The 19,288-nt window shown below is 53.7% G+C and carries 17 protein-coding genes; 4 read left to right on the top strand and 13 right to left on the bottom strand.

Features of this window, described 5'->3' with window-relative positions; all coding sequences use genetic code 11:
* Positions 1-348 precede the first annotated feature (348 nt).
* The 8 genes from AC2FFB_RS19595 to AC2FFB_RS19560 all read right to left on the bottom strand — a co-directional run bounded on the left by AC2FFB_RS19595 (position 349) and on the right by AC2FFB_RS19560 (position 10,441).
* Positions 349-1,713 (bottom strand): aminotransferase, encoded by a 1,365-nt coding sequence (locus AC2FFB_RS19595; RefSeq protein WP_496875331.1) that lies wholly within the window; start codon positions 1,711-1,713, stop codon positions 349-351.
* Positions 1,706-3,268, bottom strand: a complete 1,563-nt coding sequence (locus AC2FFB_RS19590; protein ID WP_496875330.1) for a trimethylamine methyltransferase family protein — start codon at positions 3,266-3,268, stop codon at positions 1,706-1,708. The genes AC2FFB_RS19595 and AC2FFB_RS19590 overlap by 8 nt, the downstream gene beginning before the upstream one ends.
* Positions 3,261-4,493, bottom strand: coding sequence for an aromatic ring-hydroxylating oxygenase subunit alpha (locus AC2FFB_RS19585; RefSeq protein ID WP_496875329.1), 1,233 nt, complete (start codon positions 4,491-4,493; stop codon positions 3,261-3,263). Before AC2FFB_RS19585 ends, AC2FFB_RS19590 begins: the two co-directional genes overlap by 8 nt.
* Complete coding sequence (locus AC2FFB_RS19580; protein WP_496875332.1) at positions 4,493-6,553, bottom strand: oxidoreductase; 2,061 nt, start codon at positions 6,551-6,553, stop codon at positions 4,493-4,495. Before AC2FFB_RS19580 ends, AC2FFB_RS19585 begins: the two co-directional genes overlap by 1 nt.
* 61 nt (positions 6,554-6,614) lie before the next feature.
* The gene (locus tag AC2FFB_RS19575; protein WP_496875328.1) at positions 6,615-7,676 is read right to left on the bottom strand and encodes an extracellular solute-binding protein; all 1,062 of its coding nucleotides are present in this window, start codon (positions 7,674-7,676) and stop codon (positions 6,615-6,617) included.
* Position 7,677: 1 nt separating this feature from the next.
* Positions 7,678-8,790 carry an ABC transporter ATP-binding protein gene (locus AC2FFB_RS19570; protein WP_142640357.1) on the bottom strand — a complete coding sequence of 371 codons (1,113 nt, stop codon included), beginning with the start codon at positions 8,788-8,790 and terminating at the stop codon, positions 7,678-7,680.
* Positions 8,787-9,575 carry an ABC transporter permease gene (locus AC2FFB_RS19565; protein WP_496690593.1) on the bottom strand — a complete coding sequence of 263 codons (789 nt, stop codon included), beginning with the start codon at positions 9,573-9,575 and terminating at the stop codon, positions 8,787-8,789. The genes AC2FFB_RS19570 and AC2FFB_RS19565 overlap by 4 nt, the downstream gene beginning before the upstream one ends.
* Positions 9,572-10,441: an ABC transporter permease gene (locus AC2FFB_RS19560; protein WP_496875327.1), complete on the bottom strand. Its 870-nt coding sequence runs from the start codon at positions 10,439-10,441 to the stop codon at positions 9,572-9,574. Before AC2FFB_RS19560 ends, AC2FFB_RS19565 begins: the two co-directional genes overlap by 4 nt.
* A gap of 127 nt (positions 10,442-10,568) precedes the next feature.
* Here AC2FFB_RS19560 and AC2FFB_RS19555 point away from each other — a divergent pair, with 127 nt between their 5' ends.
* Both AC2FFB_RS19555 and AC2FFB_RS19550 read left to right on the top strand, forming a co-directional pair.
* Complete coding sequence (locus AC2FFB_RS19555; RefSeq protein ID WP_496875326.1) at positions 10,569-11,204, top strand: TetR family transcriptional regulator C-terminal domain-containing protein; 636 nt, start codon at positions 10,569-10,571, stop codon at positions 11,202-11,204.
* A gap of 447 nt (positions 11,205-11,651) precedes the next feature.
* On the top strand, positions 11,652-12,602 hold the full coding sequence (locus AC2FFB_RS19550) for a proline racemase family protein (RefSeq protein WP_496875325.1): 951 nt from the start codon (positions 11,652-11,654) through the stop codon (positions 12,600-12,602).
* Between the two features lie 302 nt (positions 12,603-12,904).
* Here the strand turns inward: AC2FFB_RS19550 and AC2FFB_RS19545 are convergent, their stop codons facing one another.
* The 5 genes from AC2FFB_RS19545 to AC2FFB_RS19525 form a co-directional block, all read right to left on the bottom strand.
* A complete protein-coding gene (locus AC2FFB_RS19545) occupies positions 12,905-13,084 on the bottom strand; it encodes a hypothetical protein (RefSeq protein WP_058275054.1) in 180 nt (59 codons plus the stop codon).
* Positions 13,085-13,310: 226 nt separating this feature from the next.
* Entirely contained in the window at positions 13,311-13,625 is a 315-nt protein-coding gene (locus AC2FFB_RS19540; protein WP_496875324.1) for a monooxygenase, read from the bottom strand.
* Positions 13,626-13,655: 30 nt separating this feature from the next.
* Positions 13,656-14,033, bottom strand: a complete 378-nt coding sequence (locus AC2FFB_RS19535) for a hypothetical protein (RefSeq protein WP_271952662.1) — start codon at positions 14,031-14,033, stop codon at positions 13,656-13,658.
* 11 nt (positions 14,034-14,044) lie between these two features.
* A complete protein-coding gene (locus tag AC2FFB_RS19530) occupies positions 14,045-14,488 on the bottom strand; it encodes a MarR family winged helix-turn-helix transcriptional regulator (protein ID WP_271952659.1) in 444 nt (147 codons plus the stop codon).
* 168 nt (positions 14,489-14,656) lie between these two features.
* Entirely contained in the window at positions 14,657-15,115 is a 459-nt protein-coding gene (locus AC2FFB_RS19525) for an Lrp/AsnC family transcriptional regulator (protein ID WP_281973936.1), read from the bottom strand.
* Between the two features lie 113 nt (positions 15,116-15,228).
* On the opposite strand from AC2FFB_RS19525, the gene AC2FFB_RS19520 reads away from it, so the two are divergent.
* Together AC2FFB_RS19520 and AC2FFB_RS19515 are read left to right on the top strand one after the other, a co-directional pair.
* Positions 15,229-16,434, top strand: coding sequence for a methionine gamma-lyase (locus AC2FFB_RS19520; protein ID WP_496714429.1), 1,206 nt, complete (start codon positions 15,229-15,231; stop codon positions 16,432-16,434).
* Positions 16,435-16,445: 11 nt separating this feature from the next.
* The gene (locus AC2FFB_RS19515) at positions 16,446-18,821 is read left to right on the top strand and encodes a thiamine pyrophosphate-binding protein (RefSeq protein WP_281973926.1); all 2,376 of its coding nucleotides are present in this window, start codon (positions 16,446-16,448) and stop codon (positions 18,819-18,821) included.
* The last annotated feature ends 467 nt before the right edge of the window (positions 18,822-19,288 follow it).

Raw genomic sequence — 19,288 nt, 5'->3', positions numbered from 1 at the left:
GGATCAATTGCTTAACGTCTTCACCTCGTCAGGCTCATAACCTGAAAGCCAAAGGTTCAAACCCTACTCCCGCAACCTAAATCACTACACAATATCAATATATTACACACCGTGCCAGAGCGGGCTTTTGCGTTGCGCCATCACAACTGAAAGCACCGTGGAAGCAAGCAGTACGAGAAAAACACTGTGACGGACCCGTAACAGATAATGCCAACTAGTAGGTTACCGTCGCTGTCAAAACCTTCTTCAGATCCGTCAAGGCCGAACGGTTTTGGCAAAGATCGTGGAGCATACGACAATACGCTGAAATGGCGACCTCCGGGCTATCGCAACAATAGCGCAAGCAATTCATTGGCCTCTAATCCCGCTGAGCCACGTACTTGTCGCTTCAAGCCCTTTTCGCAAGACATCGAACATTTGCTCAATTTCGCTCTCGCTAATGATAAGCGGCGGTGAAAGAACACACATGTTGATCACAGGTCGAACCAATAACCCACGTTTCTGGCATTCGATATCGATCTGGCTACCAATCTCGTAGTCGCACCCCAGATCGCTCTGGGGATCACCATCGACTGAGCATTGAACGCATCCCATCAACCCCATGCCGCGCACATCGGTAACGATGTCAATCTGACCCAACTGCTGTAGCTGATCCTGAAAAATCGGAGTGACCCTTCGAACGTGTTCGAGAAGCCTTTCCCGTTCAATAATTTCCATACTTTTCAGACCAGCGGCCGCGCTGACCGGGTGACCGGAATAGGTATAACCATTAGAAAAGGTTGCATCTTTTCCCGCAACATCGGCGATTAGCCTGTCCGAGATAATCGCGGCACCCATCGGCGCATACCCAGATGTCATTCCTTTGGCGCAGGTGACTATGTCTGGCTGAATGCCAAAGACTGTTTCTGACGCAAACCAATGGCCCAATCGCCCGAAAGCCGTCACTACTTCGTCGGAAATGTATAGAACATCGTACTTCCTGCAGATGTTTAGGCAACTTTCGTGATACCCTTTCGGCGGCACGATCACGCCACCAGAGGCAAGAACCGGTTCGGCGATAAAAGCGGCAACATTTTCTGGGCCAAGCGCCACAATGGCGTTTTCCAGGTCCGAAACTTTCTCTTTCAGAAAGCTCTCTTCGCTTTGACCAGGCGCACGATAAAGCGGATTCACGTCTGGCAAGAAATGTGCGAGGTCATCTGCCTTGTCGAGCCAAAGCCTGTCACGCTCTTTTCCACTGACGCTGGCCGCCAGATAAGTGCTTCCGTGATAGGCTTTTTGCCGTGAAATGATTTTCTTTTTCTCGGGGCGTCCCAAGAGGTTGTTGCGGAAATGAACGAACCGGATGGCCGTATCAACTGCGGTGGAACCGCCGGTGGTAAAAAAGACATTGTTCAAATCGCCCGGCGCACGTTTAGCGATTTCGCGCGCGAACCACGCAGTAGTCGAGTTGGAATTGTTAAAGGGCGAGAAATAGGCAAGGTTCCGAGCTTGCTCAGCCATGGCCTCGGCCATCTCCGCGCGCCCATAACCGATCTGAGTGCACCACATGCCTCCCGGTCCGTCGATCAAGCGTTCGCCTTTTTCGTTCACCACATGGATGCCGCTGGCACCTTCGATAAAAGTGCGGTCGTTTTCGCCCAATGTTGCCATCCCTTCCCACGGGTGCAGGAAGTGGTCGTTGTCCCAGTGCTTGACGTTAGAGTTATCCACGGCAGGCCATGCTTTCTGTGCTCATCACAATTGGGAATTCTTCGCGAACCTGAGCGTCTGAGGCGCCGAAGTAGTTGGGGAAATGGCTATCGAGAATGGAATTGACCTTGTCACGGGCACGGTCCAGAAGATCAGTTTTGCCTTCGTTTTCCCATGTGTCCGTGCGCTCACGATCCATGAGCCGTGGGTAGACGAATTCGCTGTTCATATAGCTCAGTGTGTGCGGGTTGCCGAGAAAATGACCAGGGTCGATGGCACACTGGTGGATCACATCCACCGCCATGGTTTCATCCGTGACTTCAATCCCGCGCAACGACCGCAGGATCATACCGCCCGCTTCGTCATCGATGACCATGCTTTCAAAACTGCATCCCATCAGGCTACCGATCATACCCCCGAACTCGCACAAACGATTGGCACCGGCATGAGCGGCAAGCGTGAAGGTTAGTGCCTTTTCCAACCCGTATTGCGCGTCGGGTATCTTAGCATCGGTCATGCCTGCGCCGACAGAGGTTGGAAGGCCATAAAAGTTACCCATCTGAATGGCTGCTGCCCCGATCAGAGCCTGTTCGCCACTGCCGCCGGTGAACGACCCGCTGCGCAGGTCAGTGATGAAGGGCCAGGCGGCAAAGCAGACCGGACAACCTGGTGTGATGAGGTTTACGATGGCAACGCAGGCCAGCGTTTCGGCCACGGTTTGCACCAGCGTTCCCGCAAGTGTAGCGGGGGCTGTGGCCCCGGCTTGAGGAGGCACCGCCAAATCAACCGTCAGGCCCAACTTGGCGGTATCAATCAGGATTTCCATGTTTTCCTTGCCGACCCGCAAGGGGGAAACCATGGGGCAGCCACCAAATATGACGCTTGGCTTTTTCATGAAAGCCCCTTCGCCACCTTGAGCAAAATCAAACATGCGGATGGCATGCGGAATATGGCTGCGGTCGCGAAAAGTCAGACAGGCCGGTTTTTGACTGCCTGCGAGCATGGCATAAATGGTGTTCATGTCGTGAGCGAAATCATCAGTCACATCGGTGGCCAAAACTGTGTCGCCCAGCATATGGATGTTGTCCAAACGGTCCACCAGACGGGTGAAATCATAGACATCGCGCAGGATCGACGGGCGATAAGTTTTGGTCTCGGAATCGAAAGTGGTGACGGCGGTGCCAGAGTTGGCGAAGTAAACGCTTTCTGCCGAGCAATGCATGTCGTCTTTGCCTTCACGCTCTCCGCGGGCATAGACGTAAAACTCCTTGGCCGCACCAGCCAGAATGTCTTCCATCAGGGCGCGTGGGAAGCACAGCCGATTGAGGTCATTCATCACCGCGCCCTTGGGCAGCACCAGATCAAGCAGTTCCGGGAAATGGTCGGTGACGCCCGTGTTTTCCAGAACGGTCAGGGCCGCTTTGTGGATGTTCTCCATATCTGTTTGGGTCAACGGCTTATAGCGTCCGCCGCTTAAGCCTCCACGCACGGCCTCGTTGCCCGTGGTCGCCTGTTGCACCTTTATGCGCGCGGCGCGCCCACCACCACCGCGACGGCGTGATTTTACCTCAGCCATTACCGGCCATCCTTTGTTCTGGTTCCGGACTGATCATGGCGAAATAGAAATCGTAAAAATCCTGGATCGCGGTTTCCATTTCACCCAAGGGGCCCGGTTGGAAGTATTGAGAATTAACGCCGGACTGGTTGTGGCGAATGATGCGTTCGTCATCCAAAGATGTGACATGCCAAAGCCAGGTCAGGTCTTCCTTGTCGTAATCCTGGCCTTCTTCGGCGTCAGCGCGAACCAGCCAGACCACCTGAATGTCGGTTTCCTGCAGACCACGTGGAACAAAGCGGTAACCCACCATGTGATCCGAATAGATCAGGAACCAATTCAATGGACCAATATCAAAGTCAGTTGCGCCACCGTCGAAGCCTTTCAGCGTTCCAAGCAATGGCGCAAGCGCCTCGCCCGATTTGCTGCCGGTTTTGTAACCTTGGTAAAGCGGGTAGCGCCGATAGTACCCGCTGGTGAATGGGGTGGGCGCAGCCTCGCCAACAAGCACCAATTCATCGGGTGTCAGCCCGACTTCTACAGCCCTTGCATTTAGCGGCTCGACCAAGCCAGCCATGTCTTGTGGCGATTTCAGGCTATGAGAACGAGAATATTCTTTGTGTGCTGGTCCGCAGTGGTAGCATTCAAGATAGTTCTCAACCGCCAGTTTCCAATTCGCTGGAACCGGAAATGACGCCGTATGCGCAATTTTCAAGTCGTCTAAACCATAGGGTTCGACGAGTGGCGAAAGTTGGCTGAGGACAGGATCAAGCGATGGCGTGTTTGCATCGGCACAGACAAAAATCAGGCCTTTGAAGACACTCACCTGAACGGGAAAGAGCCCGAATTTGGATGGGTCAAAGTGTTCCCCCATGTTGTGGCCTGCACGAAGTTTTCCCGATAGCTCATATGTCCAGGCGTGATACGGGCAAACAAGAACACGGGAGTTGCCGGAGTGTTCAGTGCAGACGCGAGATCCACGATGGCGACAGACGTTCAAATGAGCGCGAACTTCGCCTTCGCGGTCGCGAACAATAATGATGCTCTCCGGGCCATAGTCGAACAGGAAATAGTCTCCGGGGTTTGGGATTTGGCTGACATGCCCTGCCCAAAGCCAGTTACGGTTCCAGACCTGGGCGATGTCATAGTCATAGATGTCTTGCGAGGTATAGAATCCGCGCGGCAGAGCGTGGCCGTGCTGGTGCGAGGCTATCAAAGCATCTAACTCAAACGGTCGGCTGTTCATCACGTTTCCTCCAAATCGACTATCTCGCGGCGAAACCAATCCTTGTCTGCTTCTGCCTTTGGGCGTTCAAAATCGCGGGCCGCGCGGTGGCCTGCGAAGACAGCGTCGACGATCAGTCCCGGAGACGCGGCATCGCCTATAAGTTCGAGGGTCTTCAACCCAACCCCGCGCAAGCTGTCGTAAAGCGCTGTCTCTCGCTGGCGCTCGGTGACCAGAATTGTCGAGGCACACGGAATATCCGTTACGCGACCGGTAAAGGCACACCCGATGCGCGCGATGTCACCTTCGACCGCCGTCAGCACCTGATTGCAGCGAATGTCGATACCAAGCTCGATCAGGCGGGCCTGAATGCGAGGCTGCTCCAAAGTATATACGGCGTAAGCAGAGACCAAACTCTCCGGCGTGACAAAGACCACCGGATATCCGGCAGCTGCCAGTTTTTCTGCAATCACACCTGCCAAATAGATATGGTCATCATCATAGATCATCACCGGGCCATTCGGAGGCAATATGCCGTTCATGATATCATCAGGTGTCAGCACTCTGGCGCTTTGCTCGATATGAGGTATACGGCGCTGGGTGTTTCGCCCCATGCCATCCGTACGCCAACGGCTGCCGGTGGCGACAAAGACGTGTTCGACGCCAAGCTCTGCCACCTGATCGCCGTCAAGTCTGCTGTCGGTGAACAACTGAACGTTGCCGCGCTGTTTCAGATCATTCAGGCGATAATCGACGACGCGCGACCAGGCCGCTAGGCCGGGAAGCCTGCTTTCCTTTGCAACACGTCCACCAAATTCAGCTGAGGCTTCGGCCAAGGTCACCTGATAGCCGCGCCGTGCGATTTGCATGGCACACTCAAGACCCGCGGGTCCGCCACCGATAACTAGTGCTTCCGCCTCGCTTTTTTTCGTTGCAATGATCTCGGGGTGCCAGCCGCGACGCCATTCCTCGCCCATGGTCGGGTTTTGGGTGCAGCGGATCGGAATACCCAGATTGTCCGAAGACACGCAGATGTTGCAGCCGATGCATTCGCGAATTTCGTCGATCCTGCCTTCTTCAATCTTCTTCGGTATGAACGGGTCCGCAATAGAAGGTCGCGCCGCTCCGATAAGGTCGACAATACCTTTCTTGACCATCGACAGCATCATATCGGGGGAGGTCAGGCGACCGACACCTACCACGGGTTTCCGAGTGATCTGTTTGACGTGGGACAGAAACGCGTTCTGATAACCATCTTCCGGCTGGAATCTGGTTGTGGCACTGTCATTGGACCAGTCGGCCACATTCACATCCCATAGGTCAGGAAGATCGGCCAAAAGCTCGACCACGGCACGGCCTTCTTCTGCGGCCTGCATACCGTCGGCGCCCACCATCTCATCAATGGCAAAGCGGAGCGCCACAGCGCAGCTGTCACCTACAGCTTCGTGGGTATCTTCCAGCAATTCGCGCGTCAGGCGCACGCGATTTTCAAGCGACCCGCCATATTCATCACTACGCTGGTTCATATGAGGCAGCATGAAATGTTGCGCCAAAGTCATGTTATGTCCGGCATAGACGTAAATGATGTCAAATCCGGCATCTTTCGCGCGCAGGGCGGCCTCGCGATGCCAGCGGCGGAATTCCCGGATATCGGCCTTATCCATGGCCTGCGCCTGCTTGGGATGCGTCATATCAACGGACATCTCGGACGGAGCAAAAACCGGGGCGCGGGTCAGCAGGTTCTGCGCATGGTTGCCATTGTGCACCAGCTGGATGGCTGCCAGCGCACCATGTGCATGTACTGCATCTGTCATCAGCCGCAACGCAGGCACATCGCGCCCATCCCACAATCGCCCCTCGGCATAGGGGGACAAGTCCGAGGTCGGGTGTATCTCGGTCTCCTGATTGGAAACCACTGCCCAACCACCTTCAGCCTTCATTCCGCGGACGGCAGCATCCGCCCGTGGCCTGAGGTGTCCCAGCCCGGTGCAATGCGGCACCTGATAAAAGCGGTTTCTGGCTGTGACGGGCCCGATCTGAATCGGTTCGAAGAGCAGAGCGTATGGGTTCGCGTCCGACATAATCACGCGTTTTTCCTATATTTGGGTTCCGGAGCCCGAAGGCCCCGGAAATATGGTTGTGTTAGAATCCGGCTTTGATCCGTTCAAATTCTGCCAGCATTTTTGTCTCCAACTCGGGATTCACCGCGTCAAAGAACAAACTGCTTTCGAAGAAGCTTTTCGGATCGGCAAAACCATAGGCTTCGATATTGGCTTGATCGGCGACTTCGAACGCTTTTGCGTTGGAATGCGGGTAGCCCCAGTTGTCGATGATGTATTGGCCGCTTGCAGGATCAGTGAGCGCGTTCAACAGATCATAGACCTGATCGACCGGTGTCGTGGAAGACTTCAGATGCACGTAGCCACAGGCCCAGGTCGCGATACCTTTGTCGACGTCACGCATCATGGCGGCAGGCACTTCGTTCCAGATCAGGTTCAGTTCGGACTGGTTCCAAGCCCAACCCATTTCGATCTCACCGCTGGTCATGGCCTGATCAAACTGACCCGCATCGGACCAGTAAAAGCGCATGTTTGGGTGGATTGAGCGCAGGAAATCCGATGCTTCTTTGAATTGCTCATCGCTCAGATTTGTGTAATCATCAGCGTTTCCAGTGGCCAGCGCAGCCAGGGCATATGCAGACGACGCCGCATCCGGGATCGCGATCTTACCTGCATAGGCCGGGTCAGCCAGCAATTGCAGCGAGATATCATCCCCCGAGATTTTGTCGGTACGATAGATAAGACCCGTGTTCCCCCACTCGAACGGCAACATGTAAAGCTGGCCGTCCAGGACGATGGCGTCGACTTCCTTAATCTCAGGTAAAACATCGGCCCAGTTGGTCAGTTTGCTTTCATCCAGGGGCTGGATCAGGTCGGCTGCGACCCATTTCCGGACCGCGTCAGAACAAGGATGCGCCAGATCAGCCGTGAAACCCGAACTCAGTTTCGTGAACGCTTCCTCCTGACTTCCAAAATAGGAATAGCTTGGCGCCTCATCCCCGTATTTTTCCATGTAGCTGGCAAAGAACCCGGGGTCTTCATATCCCGACCAGTCAAAAACCGTTAGATCAGCGCCACCTGCTATGGCACTTCCCGTGCTTATTGCCGTCGCACATGCGAAGGCCGCAATTCCCTGAACTCTCATTTTATCCTCCCACTATTTTACTATGGTCTGTACCAAGATCGATCACGCTTGCACCCTGAAGCCCCAGCCAAACTGCGTCGCCGCGTTTGAAATCGACCGTGTGAAAGTAGTTGGGAACCGAGACCGAGATTGGCTTTTCGGCTCCCGCAACCTGAATGTGATAGTGAATGTTCTCGCCATAGAAGGCGACATTGCTGACAGTGCCTTGAACCGTTGATGGATAGTCTTCTGGCTTTTCAGCAGCGATTTCCAATTGTTCCGGGCGAATACCGATGTTCATGTCTTTAGAGCTGGTCGCAACGTTGGGATTTCTCTCAATCTCAATCCGCCCGAAGGCGGCTGCATCGATCGACAACATATTGCCGGTTTCGCCCGACAACTGGGCAGGCAGTATGTTCATCTCACCGATGAAACTGGCCACTTGCTGATCACAGGGACGGGCATAAAGCGTGGTTGGTGTATCCACCTGCTTGAGCCGTCCGTCGAACATCACACCAATACGGTCGGACATCGTCATTGCCTCATATTGGTCATGGGTGACCATCACAAAGGTGATGCCAAGCGACTGCTGCAGATTGCGCATTTCAAACTGCATCTGCTCGCGTAGTTTCTTGTCGAGAGCTGACAAGGGCTCGTCCAGTAATAACACCTTGGGTCGCATGATCAGCGCGCGGGCGAGTGCCACCCTTTGCCGCTGCCCACCCGACAACTCACTTGCGCCGCGATCCTGAAGACCGCCCAGCTCGACCATTTCCAGGGCCTCGGCTACGCGCTGTTCGATCTCGGCCTTGGGCGCCTTGCCCCGTAATCCATAGGCCACGTTGTTCCCGACGTTCAGATGCGGGAAGATCGCGTAGCTCTGAAAGACCATGTTCGTTGGACGGTTGTTGGCAGGCACACCTTCCATATCCTGACCGTCGATCAGCACGGTACCCTTGGTCGGTTCCTGGAAGCCCGCGATCATCCGCAATACCGTGGTCTTGCCGCATCCCGAGGGGCCGAGGAGCGAGAAAAACTCGCCCTCTTTGAGATCGAGATCGATCCCGCTCGCAGCCAGGAATGTGCCATAGCGCTTTTCGACGCCCCTGAGTTCTATGATGTTTCTGTCTGTCATCGGACCTCTGATGCGGATGAGCGGCGGCGGAAGTACTCGGCCAGCACCAATAGCAGAACCGAGGTAAGCAGCAGGATAGAACCCAAGGCCAAAACGTTTGGAAGCTTGGCGGGGAAACGGATCTGGCTCCAGATATAGACCGGCAGGGTTGGCTGGTTGCCGGACAGGAAAAAGGCCAGGACGAACTCATCGAAGCTGACCGTAAAAGTGACCAGCATGCTGGCTACGATACCGGGGGAAACGACCGGCAGCGTCACGCGACGGAAGGTTTCGAACACGCCGACGCCCAGATCGTAGGATGCCTCTTCCAGCGACGCGTCGAAGTCATCGAACGCGGACTTCAAGATCGAAACGGAAAATGGTAGCGCAAGAAACGTATGGCCCAGAACAACGGTCAGCAAAGACGGCTTTAGACCGAGAAACAGAAACAGGACCAGCATTGACGAGGCCACGATAATGCCAGGTATGACCAAAGGCAGCATCACCAAACCTTCAGCAGCACGCTGGCCCCGAAAACGGTATCGAACAAAGGCGCGGGCAGCGAACAGCCCCATAGCAGTGGATAGAAGTGCGACGACCGTGCCGACGCCAAGTGAATTCCAAAGGGCCTGGATCAACGTATCCTGTTCGCCCAGCTTCCGATACCAGTCCAGCGTCCAGCCCTTGATCGGAAAGGCAACGATTGTACCGCTGTTGAACGAGAACAACGGTAGGAAAAGAACTGGCAGGTATAGAAACACCAAATACAGGAAAGCATAGGCTGTAAGGGTCGAGGGGCGCTTCATCTGATCCTCCTCCCAAGCTGGGTGGCGGTAATGACAAACACGATGGCGACGAAGCCGACCGACAGCATCGCGATCAGCGACAGTGTGGCGCCGAGAGGCCAGTTGTTAGCGGCCCCGAATTGCACCTGAATAAGATTGGCAATCATCTTCCCGTCCGATCCGCCGACCAGCGCTGGGGTCACGTAGTCACCGACAGTCGGAATGAAGATGATCAGGCAAGCCGCTATGATCCCTGGGATGGTCAACGGCAGCGTCACCCGCATGAAGCGTTGCAAAGGACTGTTGCCGAGGTCGGTGGCGGCCTCCAACAGGCTTGGATCGATCTTCTGCAACGAGACATAGATCGGCAGGATCGCAAAAGGTGCCCAGGCATGGGCAAGCGTCAGTACGACAGCGAATTCATTATAGAGCAAGAAGTCGAGCGGTTCGTCGATCAGACCAAGCATCAGTAGTGCAGAATTCATCACCCCGTTGAACCCAAGGATGAGTTTCCAGGCAAATACGCGCAGGAGGTAGCTGGACCAGAACGGAATGGTGATGAGCAGAAGCCAGATGGTCTTTTTCCGGGCCTTCATCGCGATGAAGTACGCGATGGGATAGGCCAGTGCGACAGTGACTAACGTAACTGCTCCGGCAATCCAGATCGACCTTAGCATTAAATGTCGAACCAGCGGATCGGCAAACGCGTCGCTATAGTTTTTCAGCGTCGGTGTCTTGTCGAGCGTTACGTAGGTTTGGGTCCAGAACGAATAGGCGATCAGGATCACCAAAGGCGCCGCCACCAGAAAGCCCACGTAGGCCGTGGCTGGTGCGCTGAGGGTATAACCCCGGGACGCTTCGCTACGAAAAATCACCCTATCTCCCATCTCGGTACTTACGAGTCTCTAATGGACGATCGTCCATTTAATGTTGCGCCAGAAAGGCCTTTCGTGTCAATCTTCCTGTGAGCCACCCATATGAGAAGACCCTAAGCTAATGGAATCATTGAATAGAGTGACAGAGCCTAAAGGAAGAAAGCGTAGCTCGAAGCGCGATCCAGAAGCCAACAGGCAGCTTCTGATCAAGGCGACACTGGATACTATTGCTGATATCGGGGTCACCGATACCTCGGTCAGTCGCATTTGCGAGCGCTCAGGTCTGTCGCGCGGAATGATCCATTTGCATTTCGGGGGGAAGGACAATTTGCTGACCGCAGCGGCCCAGCATTTCAGTACCGAGTATTATGCCGAGATGGACAGAATGACCGAACTGGGCTCGGATGCATCGCCCGAAGAGCGAGTGATGGCTGTGATCGAGGCGGATCTATCCGAAGCTTTGCTCAATCCACGAAGTACGAAAATCTGGCATGCATTCCGAGGCATCGCGAGCTCACACCCAGGTATTGCCCGATACAGCAGCACTCAGGATCCCAAACTTGTCGAGACTTTGCGGCGTGCGTTCACGGAGATAGCCAAACAAAACGGACATGATCCGAACTTGGTGAATGATGCCACCAGCGGAACGTTGGCCTTACTGGAAGGTATGTGGGTAAATTACCTTACCGATATGCAGGTTTTTTCGCGACGACGCTCTGCTGAACTTATTCGAAGATTTTTAGGCGGACTTTTTCCAGGAAAATTCAAGTTGTGAGCCTTCACGACGCTCAGGTTTGAGATGGAAACAATGCCTCTTCTTGGAAAGCAACTACTGGTATTGGTGAGGCCTCTAGCGTCTAAGTAGCATCCACCTAGCTATTGAAAAATCTCGACGTCCGCTGTGCGCTATTTAGCGGACTTTCACAATTAAACTTTGTAGTCCGAGATGCGCAACAAAGTGAGGTTTTGCAGCATTATTGACGTCGTGGTGTGGCTACGCACCCGTTGGTCCAATCTTCAAGCTGGTCGGGAAAAGCATCGACTGACTTCGTTTGGCGCTTACGAGAAATCTCGACATACATGCCTCCAGCCTTTGCCGAAAAGCATACATCAACCAGAGTATTCACACAGCCTCAGTCCATTACACCATCAGCTGAAAGCAAGCATGGATGTTTGCAGCCAGAAGCTACAAGGTAGCACACGATATCCAGGACGCCGAACAATGCCAAAAAAGCACCAGGGACAAACGGTTGCGATAGATGTTGATCTCGCTGGAGATATTCTTCGAGTGGCAGTTTCTGGTCTTCCTAAACTAGTTTCTAGCAACGCGGCTGGCGCCTTGCTGGAGCTTCGTTCGGATCATGAACAGTTTCGGGGTTTTTTGAACCTCCCACCAAATGGAAACCACCTCATCAACTCTTGCTTACTCTATCCACCCTTTGAGCAAGGTACCGATGGGGCACTTTTTCTAGCCTCTCAGTTTGCATACGCACCATATGCCGGAACCGCACTCATGGCTGCAGCCACCATAATTGCGAGCGCGAAGCGTCAAGCATTAGCCAAAGATCAACAAGTTGTTGCTTTGGAAACAGCAAATGGTGTCATGGAAGTACAAGTAACCCGAACAGATAGCGTTATGACACATGCCAAGTGGTTTACTGTCAAGCCCAAGCTATTGATTAATAATCAAATATTGAATCTTCCTCTAGATGGAAACATTCCAGTTTCTCTAGTCGATGCCGGGTTGCCGTATTTGGTTGTCGATGCAGACTATCTAGGCATTTCGCTTAGTGAGCGCCAAAAATTGACCAACGCTGCAATTGAGTTAAGCGGGGCGGCTAGTAAACAATTCCCGATGTCTAATTTAGGCATTGGCGGCAGCTACGGTAAATACTTGGTCATGTTCAGTTCGAAATCAGGGAAGAACTATATTAAAACTGTCTGGGCCTCTGAAAAGGGAGAACTGGCAAATTCGGCTGGGGGGACAGGCGCATTGTCTGTTGTGGTGGCGTGCGAGGGCAACGGGTCACTATCTCCCGGCAGGTCCGTGACAATCGAAGCACCGGGCGGGATTTTTGAATGCCAAGTTGTCGGTCAATTCGCCACTGTATCAGCAGAAGTTAGGATCGTTGCAAGGCATAGCTTTCCTTCTTTTTACTACGCTAATCCGTAAGGCAGCTTTTTAAATTGGGTGTTTGGGTGCAGAACCCTAACAAACCGAGCAACTGAATTCCATTCTGCCAGAACCCGTTGTGGCGCCCTAATTGCAACCCAGTGCCTGGTAGGGCCACTGAAAGCTTCGGACATTGCCGACGAGAGTATTGGGCCGACCCCCGACGAATATTCGGAAAGGCCTTCTGCGGGCAAGTTTTTCGCCCATCTTCACTAAAATCTGGGTTTTTTAGCTCAATCAGCCCAAATCGGACATTGGTCGTGGCAGTAAAGAACGACAGGAGTACACTAAAGGCACCAAAATCAGCGTGCTTTCTTGATCTTTATTTTGTCAAGCTTCGCTCTGCTCTTGGTCGATTCCTCAGAACGCGTGAGAGCTTTGGCAATGGCCTTCAAGCCCATCCCCTTTGACACCAGTAGGTGCAATTTTTGAATTTCCTCTTGTGTCCAAGCTTGACGGTGACGCTCAAATCGTTCTGCCATGGTTTTCGTCTACCTTATCAATGTGTCTGATCTGTCATAAAGCATGGTGGTCGTGTTGACGCCAGCTCAAGCAAAATCACGAGTATCTTAATGAAGCAGCGGTGATACCAAACGCGACAAATGACAGACTCAGCCGAAACGGACAATCAAGACCAAACTTTGCAATTCCGGATAGCGGACGAACCGGACATCAACGTTTAGCGTGCCAATGTCCGGTCATTGCTCGCTAGCCTTCAAGTGGGGCTCTGTTGACGCGACTGACCTCCTCCATAATGTCGAAAACATGGTCGGCGGTCACTGTGATCCCTATCGCTTCCAGGCGCTTCAGGTGCATACTTTTATAGCTTTCCAGGTAATCGCGGTTCCGAAACAGGTATGTGGACCCATAGTGATTGGTTCCATCTTCGACAGTCCAAATCTTCCAGATTATTCCTGGCTCCTCCGCGATACTCTTTGCAAGTTGCTCGGTGCCGGCGAGAAATTCTTCTGTGATCGGACCTTCATAGGTCATATGCAGATCCCAGACTTTCAGTGTACTCATGTTTAGTTTCCTTTGTGAGTTTGGGAAAGTTCAGCGGTTTTTCCCGAGTTGGTAGAAGCATAGGACCGCAAGCAAGGCGAAGAAGATGGGGTCAGACCAGCCAAACCCGGTGAAAACTCCTGTCAGGCAGGCGTAAAGCGTGATGATGACGCCAAGTAGATTGGTCCACATCAATCCTGTGAGAAGGGCGATTGCAGCTTCACTGCCATGTTCTACGTCCCGAAACAGGAAGCTGATGATCCCGATGCCGCCCAGAAATATCGAGTTATGCTGTGACAGGAAAACAGCGTATTGGTCGTTTAATTGCAGGCCGTAGTTTGGCCAGAGGATGGCCGGGGCAAAGAACAGCGCGAGCGCGAACAACATGTAAATCACGCCATGCACGGTCAGGAGTGTTTTGTTAGGCATGTTACGACTTTCTAAGGTTGAGGCAGTTTTTTTCGGAGTTGGTTGAGTGTCTTGATCGTCTGGCGTTTGTCCTGCACGCTGAGATCACCAAAAATCTGTTCCAGAGCTTGATTGTGGAGTGGCAGGAATTCGGCCACTTTTTGGCGCCCGGCTGCGGTCAATAACAGAACACGCGCCCGTCTGTCGGTTTCATCGACACTCTTTTCCACCCATCCGGCTTGAACCAGGTTTTTGACAACCACATCCAGGTTGCCGGATGTAGACAGTGTCAGCCGCATCAGATCGTTGATTGACAGCGGACCCTTGTTGCTAAGTGTTTCCAGCGCGTCCCATTGTGGCGCTGTAAGGCCCGCCGAACGAAACGCAGACACCATAGCGCGCATGAATAATTGCTGACTGCGTAGAAGGGCCAGCACCAGGGTTTGGTTTTCTCGGGCTTGATTTTTATGTCTCATGTTGCGCATGTATCCCTAGTTAGGGATAAATTCAAGTACTCCCCATAGAATGACCTAATCCACTCATTCGTTCGATGTGCAGCATTTGTTGGAATGACGCATAAAGCGAGCTTTCGCTGCATCTGCGCTAATGTCCGCAATCATTTCATCTCAGTTCATCAAGCAACGTTACTCTGTCACTGGAAATACATTTGTCTTCTTGACAACTCCGTAGACAAAGCTGCTGTCCATGGAGGCAATACCTCCAAGAGGATGCAACTTTCTGCGAACGAATTTTTCGTAATCTGAAAGATCAGCCACGACCACACGAAGCAGGTAATCCGATGAGCCGGTCATAACGAAACACTCCAGTACCTGGTCAATCCGCGCAATGGCTGCTTCGAATTTCTTTACTGTCGCTTCAGTATGGCTTTCCAGTTTGACGTGAACGAATACCGTTACCGGCAACCCGTAGGCCTCGGCGTCTATGTTGGCGCTATAGCCGGTGATGATTCCATTTTGCTCGAGCAGCTTCAGCCGCCTCAGACAGGGCGAAGGTGACAAGTTCACCTCTGCTGCCAGGTCTTGATTCGTCATTCGACCATTGCGCTGCAACGCTCGAATGATCTGTTGGTCTTTACGGTCTATTTTTTTCATAGATTAGCATATACTGCTACAAACGAGGTAGTATAAGACATTTTTGGAATATTTTGCCACTCGTGTCGTCATACTCTGCTTCTTGAAAACCAAGGAGTCACCCAATGCGCAACCGCCCCGACAGCTTCTCCACTCTTGCCATTCACCATGGCTATAACCCGATGGAAAACGAAGGAGCGTTGACGCCTCCGCTGCATCTGACCTCGACATTCGCTTTCGAAACCGCGGAAGCAGGCGGTGCGATGTTCGCGGGCGAGCAGGCAGGGCATGTTTATTCGCGCATCTCGAACCCGACTTGCGATTTGCTGGAGCAACGCATCGCGGTGCTTGAGGGGGCAGAGGCAGGATTGGCCCTGGCCTCGGGGATGGGGGCGATCACTGCAACGATGTGGACTCTTCTTGCCCCGGGGGATGAGGTCATTCTCGACAAGACGCTCTATGGCTGCACATTTTCCTTCATGCGGCACGGGCTGGCAAAATTCGGTGTGACAGTGACCCATGTGGATCTGACGGAGCCGGAAAACCTGATAGAGGCGATCAGCGGAAAAACCAAGGTGGTCTATTTTGAAACACCCGCCAATCCGAATATGCGCCTTGTAGATATCCAGTCTGTATCAGCCATTGCCCATGCCAACGGCGCCTACGTGGTGGTGGATAATACCTATGCCACGCCCTATCTGACCCAGCCAATCAAACATGGCGCAGATATCGTTCTGCACTCGGCGACGAAATATCTAGGCGGTCACGGAGATGTTGTTGCAGGGTTGCTGGCCGGATCGACCGAGCTGGTGACTGAAATCCGCCTCTATGGGATGAAGGATATGACCGGCGCGGTCATGGCCCCGTTTAACGCGATGCTCATACTGCGCGGCCTCAAGACACTGGAATTGCGCATGGATCGGCATTGCAGCAGCGCTGCGACCATCGCCGAATATCTGGAGCAATCCGCCGGTGTGCGAAAGATCTGGTATCCGGGACTGAGCAGTTTCGAACAGCATGATGTCGCGCAGCGGCAGATGTCCAAATTCGGCGGCATGATTGCATTTGAACTGGATGGCGGTCTGGAAGCAGGGCGCGCGATGATGAACAGACTGCAAATGATCACCCGCGCCGTATCATTGGGAGATGCTGAAACACTGGTGCAGCACCCGGCCAGCATGACCCACTCTACCTATACGCCTGAAGAACGCGCCGCACATGGCATCAGCGATGGGCTGGTGCGATTGTCCATTGGCCTGGAGGGGATCGACGACGTGATCCACGATCTCGAACAAGCCTTGCCAAGACCCCCTGTCCGCAGCGCAGCTTAAGGAAATTGACCATGTCCATTGATCTCAAAACAATTGAACAACGTTTGCTGTGGCTGTCCCACTGGATGATCCACCATGCGAACCACATTCGGCCCAAAGCTGACGGGATCAAGGTTGGCGGGCATCAGGCGTCTTCGGCGTCGATGGTATCGATCATGACCGCGTTATATTTTCAGACCCTGCGCCCGGAAGATCGCGTAGCAGTCAAACCGCATGCATCGCCGGTCTTTCACGCGATTCAGTATCTGATGGGCAACCAGACCCGTGAGAAGTTGGAGAACTTTCGCGGATTTGGTGGCGCGCAAAGCTATCCTTCCCGCACGAAAGATATCGATGACGTGGATTTTTCGACCGGTTCGGTGGGCCTTGGCGTTGCTATCACCTCGTTTGCGTCACTTGTGCAGGATTATGTACAGGCCAAATCCTGGGGCGATACGCAAAAGCTTGGACGCATGATCGCATTGGTTGGCGATGCTGAGCTGGACGAAGGCAATATCTATGAGGCACTGCAAGAGGGATGGAAGAACGATCTGCGTAATTGCTGGTGGATCATTGATTATAACCGCCAGTCATTGGACGGCGTCGTGCGTGAAGGACTGTTCCAACGGATTGAGCAAATCTTCGACGCCTTCGGATGGGATGTTGTGCGGGTTAAATACGGCGCTTTGCAACGCGCTGCGTTTAAAGAGCCGGGCGGAGAGAAGCTGCGTCAATGGATTGATCAGTGCCCCAACCAGCTCTACTCGGCACTGACCTTCATGGGGGGCGCGGTGTGGCGCGAGCGACTGATGGAAACCCTCGGCGATCAAGGCGACGTAAGCGCGTTGCTTGATGCGCGCAGCGATGACGAACTGGCCGCTCTGATGGAAAATCTGGGTGGGAACTGCGTCACCACCATGGCAGATACCTTCGCCGCAATAGATCACGACCGCCCGGTCTGTTTCCTTGCCTATACGATCAAGGGCTGGGGGACGCCGATTGCTGGCCACAAGGACAACCATGGTGGGTTGATGAACAAGACTCAGATGGCCGAATGGAAGAAATTCATGGGTGTTACTGAGGGTGATGAATGGGAGCGCTTTGCCACCATCGCAGACCCGGCAGCGTTTGAGAAAATGCTGGCAAAGACGCCCTTCTTCGCCAGCGGGCCGCGCCGATACTCAGATGACGTTATCGACGTCCCCTCAGTTGAGTTGGATCCGGGTCGTGAAATCTCGACTCAAATGGCATTCGGCAAGATTCTGGATGACCTGTCCAAAGGCAACAGCGCGCTGGCCGAGCGGATCGTGACGACCTCTCCGGATGTGACCGGCACAACCAATCTTGGCCCTTGGGTCAATCGCAGGAAACTGTTTGCGCGCACCCATCAATCCGACACTTTCAAGGCTGAAAATATCCCCTCCACCGCGAAGTGGGAGTTTACACCAGATGGTCAGCATATCGAACTTGGCATTGCTGAAATGAACCTGTTTTTGCTTCTGGCGGCGGCAGGGCTTTCGCACTCGGTTTTTGGCAAAAGGCTTATTCCCATTGGAACGGTCTATGATCCTTTTGTGTCCCGTGGCTTGGATGCGTTGAATTACGCCTGTTATCAGGATGCCCGTTTCATGATCGTGGGCACGCCCTCTGGCGTCACTTTGGCGCCGGAAGGCGGGGCGCATCAATCAATCGCGTCGCCGCTGATTGGCATGTCGCAAGACGGGTTGGCCGCATTTGAGCCCGCCTTTGCGGATGAATTGGCGGTCATCATGGAATGGGCCTTTGCCTATATGCAAAAAGATGGCGAGGGAGATCCCGATGAACGCACCTGGTTGCGCGACGAGACCGGCGGTTCGGTCTATTTACGTCTGACGACCAACCCGATTGAGCAGCCCGGTAAACGCGTGGATGACGATTTCCGTCAGGGGGCCATCGACGGTGCCTATTGGCTACGCAAACCGGGACCGAACTGCGAAGTTGTCATTGCGTATCAGGGCGCGGTTGCCCAGGAGGCCATCAGGGCAGCGGGCCATATCGCCCAGGGGCGGCGGGATGTCGGCGTTCTGGCAGTGACCTCTGCCGACCGGTTGAACGCCGGCTGGACTGCAGCGCAACGGGCGCGCACAAATGGCATTCGGGGCGCTGAGGCACATATCGAAACGCTGCTGGCAGATGTGCCGCGCGACTGCGCATTGATCACAGTGATCGACGGACACCCGGCAACGTTGTCCTGGTTGGGTGCCGTTCATGGCCACAAAACGATTCCGCACGGTGTGGAGCATTTCGGCCAAACCGGGTCAATTGCGGATTTGTACCGTCATTTCCGCATTGACGCTAACGCGTTGATCCAATCAGTAGGCGAATTGTCCCATGGTCGTAAAATCCCTCAGATTGTGGCTATAGCATAGCAGCAGCAGACATTGGATCACGTTGCTGCGTCTGCAACTATGGGCTCTCCTGTCGCCACTCTCTGCGGAGCGCTTCAACTGGTGGTAAGAGCCCATTTCGTGAGTCCGATTTTCATGCTGCGTGCGCTCGCGGTGTGGGAAATGCTGCGGTAGCGTAAAGTATGGTGCTGTCGGGCAGCGGGAAAAGCCGCCATTCGTGCAGAGTGCAGCAAGGATCAGGGACTGAATTCACACATCGCGGACGAAGCTGACCTTGATGGTCACAGACTGAACGTCGGCTTCTGGCATCGTTGCGTGTGCTCTTCCTACAGGGCAAATAAAAACGGGCGGTCCGTTTCGAGCAAACTTACAATACCGGGCAATATTCTTATTCTATCTTCTTCTTTCCAACTAGGGTCAGGACTCATAGCCAATAGATGACGAGAGCTGCGATGGCGATTGCTGAGAGGAAGACCTTCGGGCACCTG

It is taken from the genome of Ruegeria sp. YTSA219, assembly GCF_059609985.1.
This window is presented reverse-complemented; position numbering and strand designations above follow the sequence as displayed.

Excerpts from the sequence above, each read along its gene's own strand:
- AC2FFB_RS19550 (WP_496875325.1), top strand. The coding sequence starts at position 11,652 with ATGCCAAAAAAGCACCAGGGACAAACGGTTGCGATAGATGTTGATCTC.
- AC2FFB_RS19545 (WP_058275054.1), bottom strand. The coding sequence starts at position 13,084 with ATGGCAGAACGATTTGAGCGTCACCGTCAAGCTTGGACACAAGAGGAA.
- AC2FFB_RS19530 (WP_271952659.1), bottom strand. The coding sequence starts at position 14,488 with ATGAGACATAAAAATCAAGCCCGAGAAAACCAAACCCTGGTGCTGGCC.
- AC2FFB_RS19570 (WP_142640357.1), bottom strand. The coding sequence starts at position 8,790 with ATGACAGACAGAAACATCATAGAACTCAGGGGCGTCGAAAAGCGCTAT.
- AC2FFB_RS19585 (WP_496875329.1), bottom strand. The coding sequence starts at position 4,493 with ATGAACAGCCGACCGTTTGAGTTAGATGCTTTGATAGCCTCGCACCAG.
- AC2FFB_RS19520 (WP_496714429.1), top strand. The coding sequence starts at position 15,229 with ATGCGCAACCGCCCCGACAGCTTCTCCACTCTTGCCATTCACCATGGC.
- AC2FFB_RS19515 (WP_281973926.1), top strand. The coding sequence starts at position 16,446 with ATGTCCATTGATCTCAAAACAATTGAACAACGTTTGCTGTGGCTGTCC.
- AC2FFB_RS19580 (WP_496875332.1), bottom strand. The coding sequence starts at position 6,553 with ATGTCGGACGCGAACCCATACGCTCTGCTCTTCGAACCGATTCAGATC.
- AC2FFB_RS19540 (WP_496875324.1), bottom strand. The coding sequence starts at position 13,625 with ATGAGTACACTGAAAGTCTGGGATCTGCATATGACCTATGAAGGTCCG.
- AC2FFB_RS19590 (WP_496875330.1), bottom strand. The coding sequence starts at position 3,268 with ATGGCTGAGGTAAAATCACGCCGTCGCGGTGGTGGTGGGCGCGCCGCG.
- AC2FFB_RS19565 (WP_496690593.1), bottom strand. The coding sequence starts at position 9,575 with ATGAAGCGCCCCTCGACCCTTACAGCCTATGCTTTCCTGTATTTGGTG.
- AC2FFB_RS19575 (WP_496875328.1), bottom strand. The coding sequence starts at position 7,676 with ATGAGAGTTCAGGGAATTGCGGCCTTCGCATGTGCGACGGCAATAAGC.
- AC2FFB_RS19535 (WP_271952662.1), bottom strand. The coding sequence starts at position 14,033 with ATGCCTAACAAAACACTCCTGACCGTGCATGGCGTGATTTACATGTTG.
- AC2FFB_RS19560 (WP_496875327.1), bottom strand. The coding sequence starts at position 10,441 with ATGGGAGATAGGGTGATTTTTCGTAGCGAAGCGTCCCGGGGTTATACC.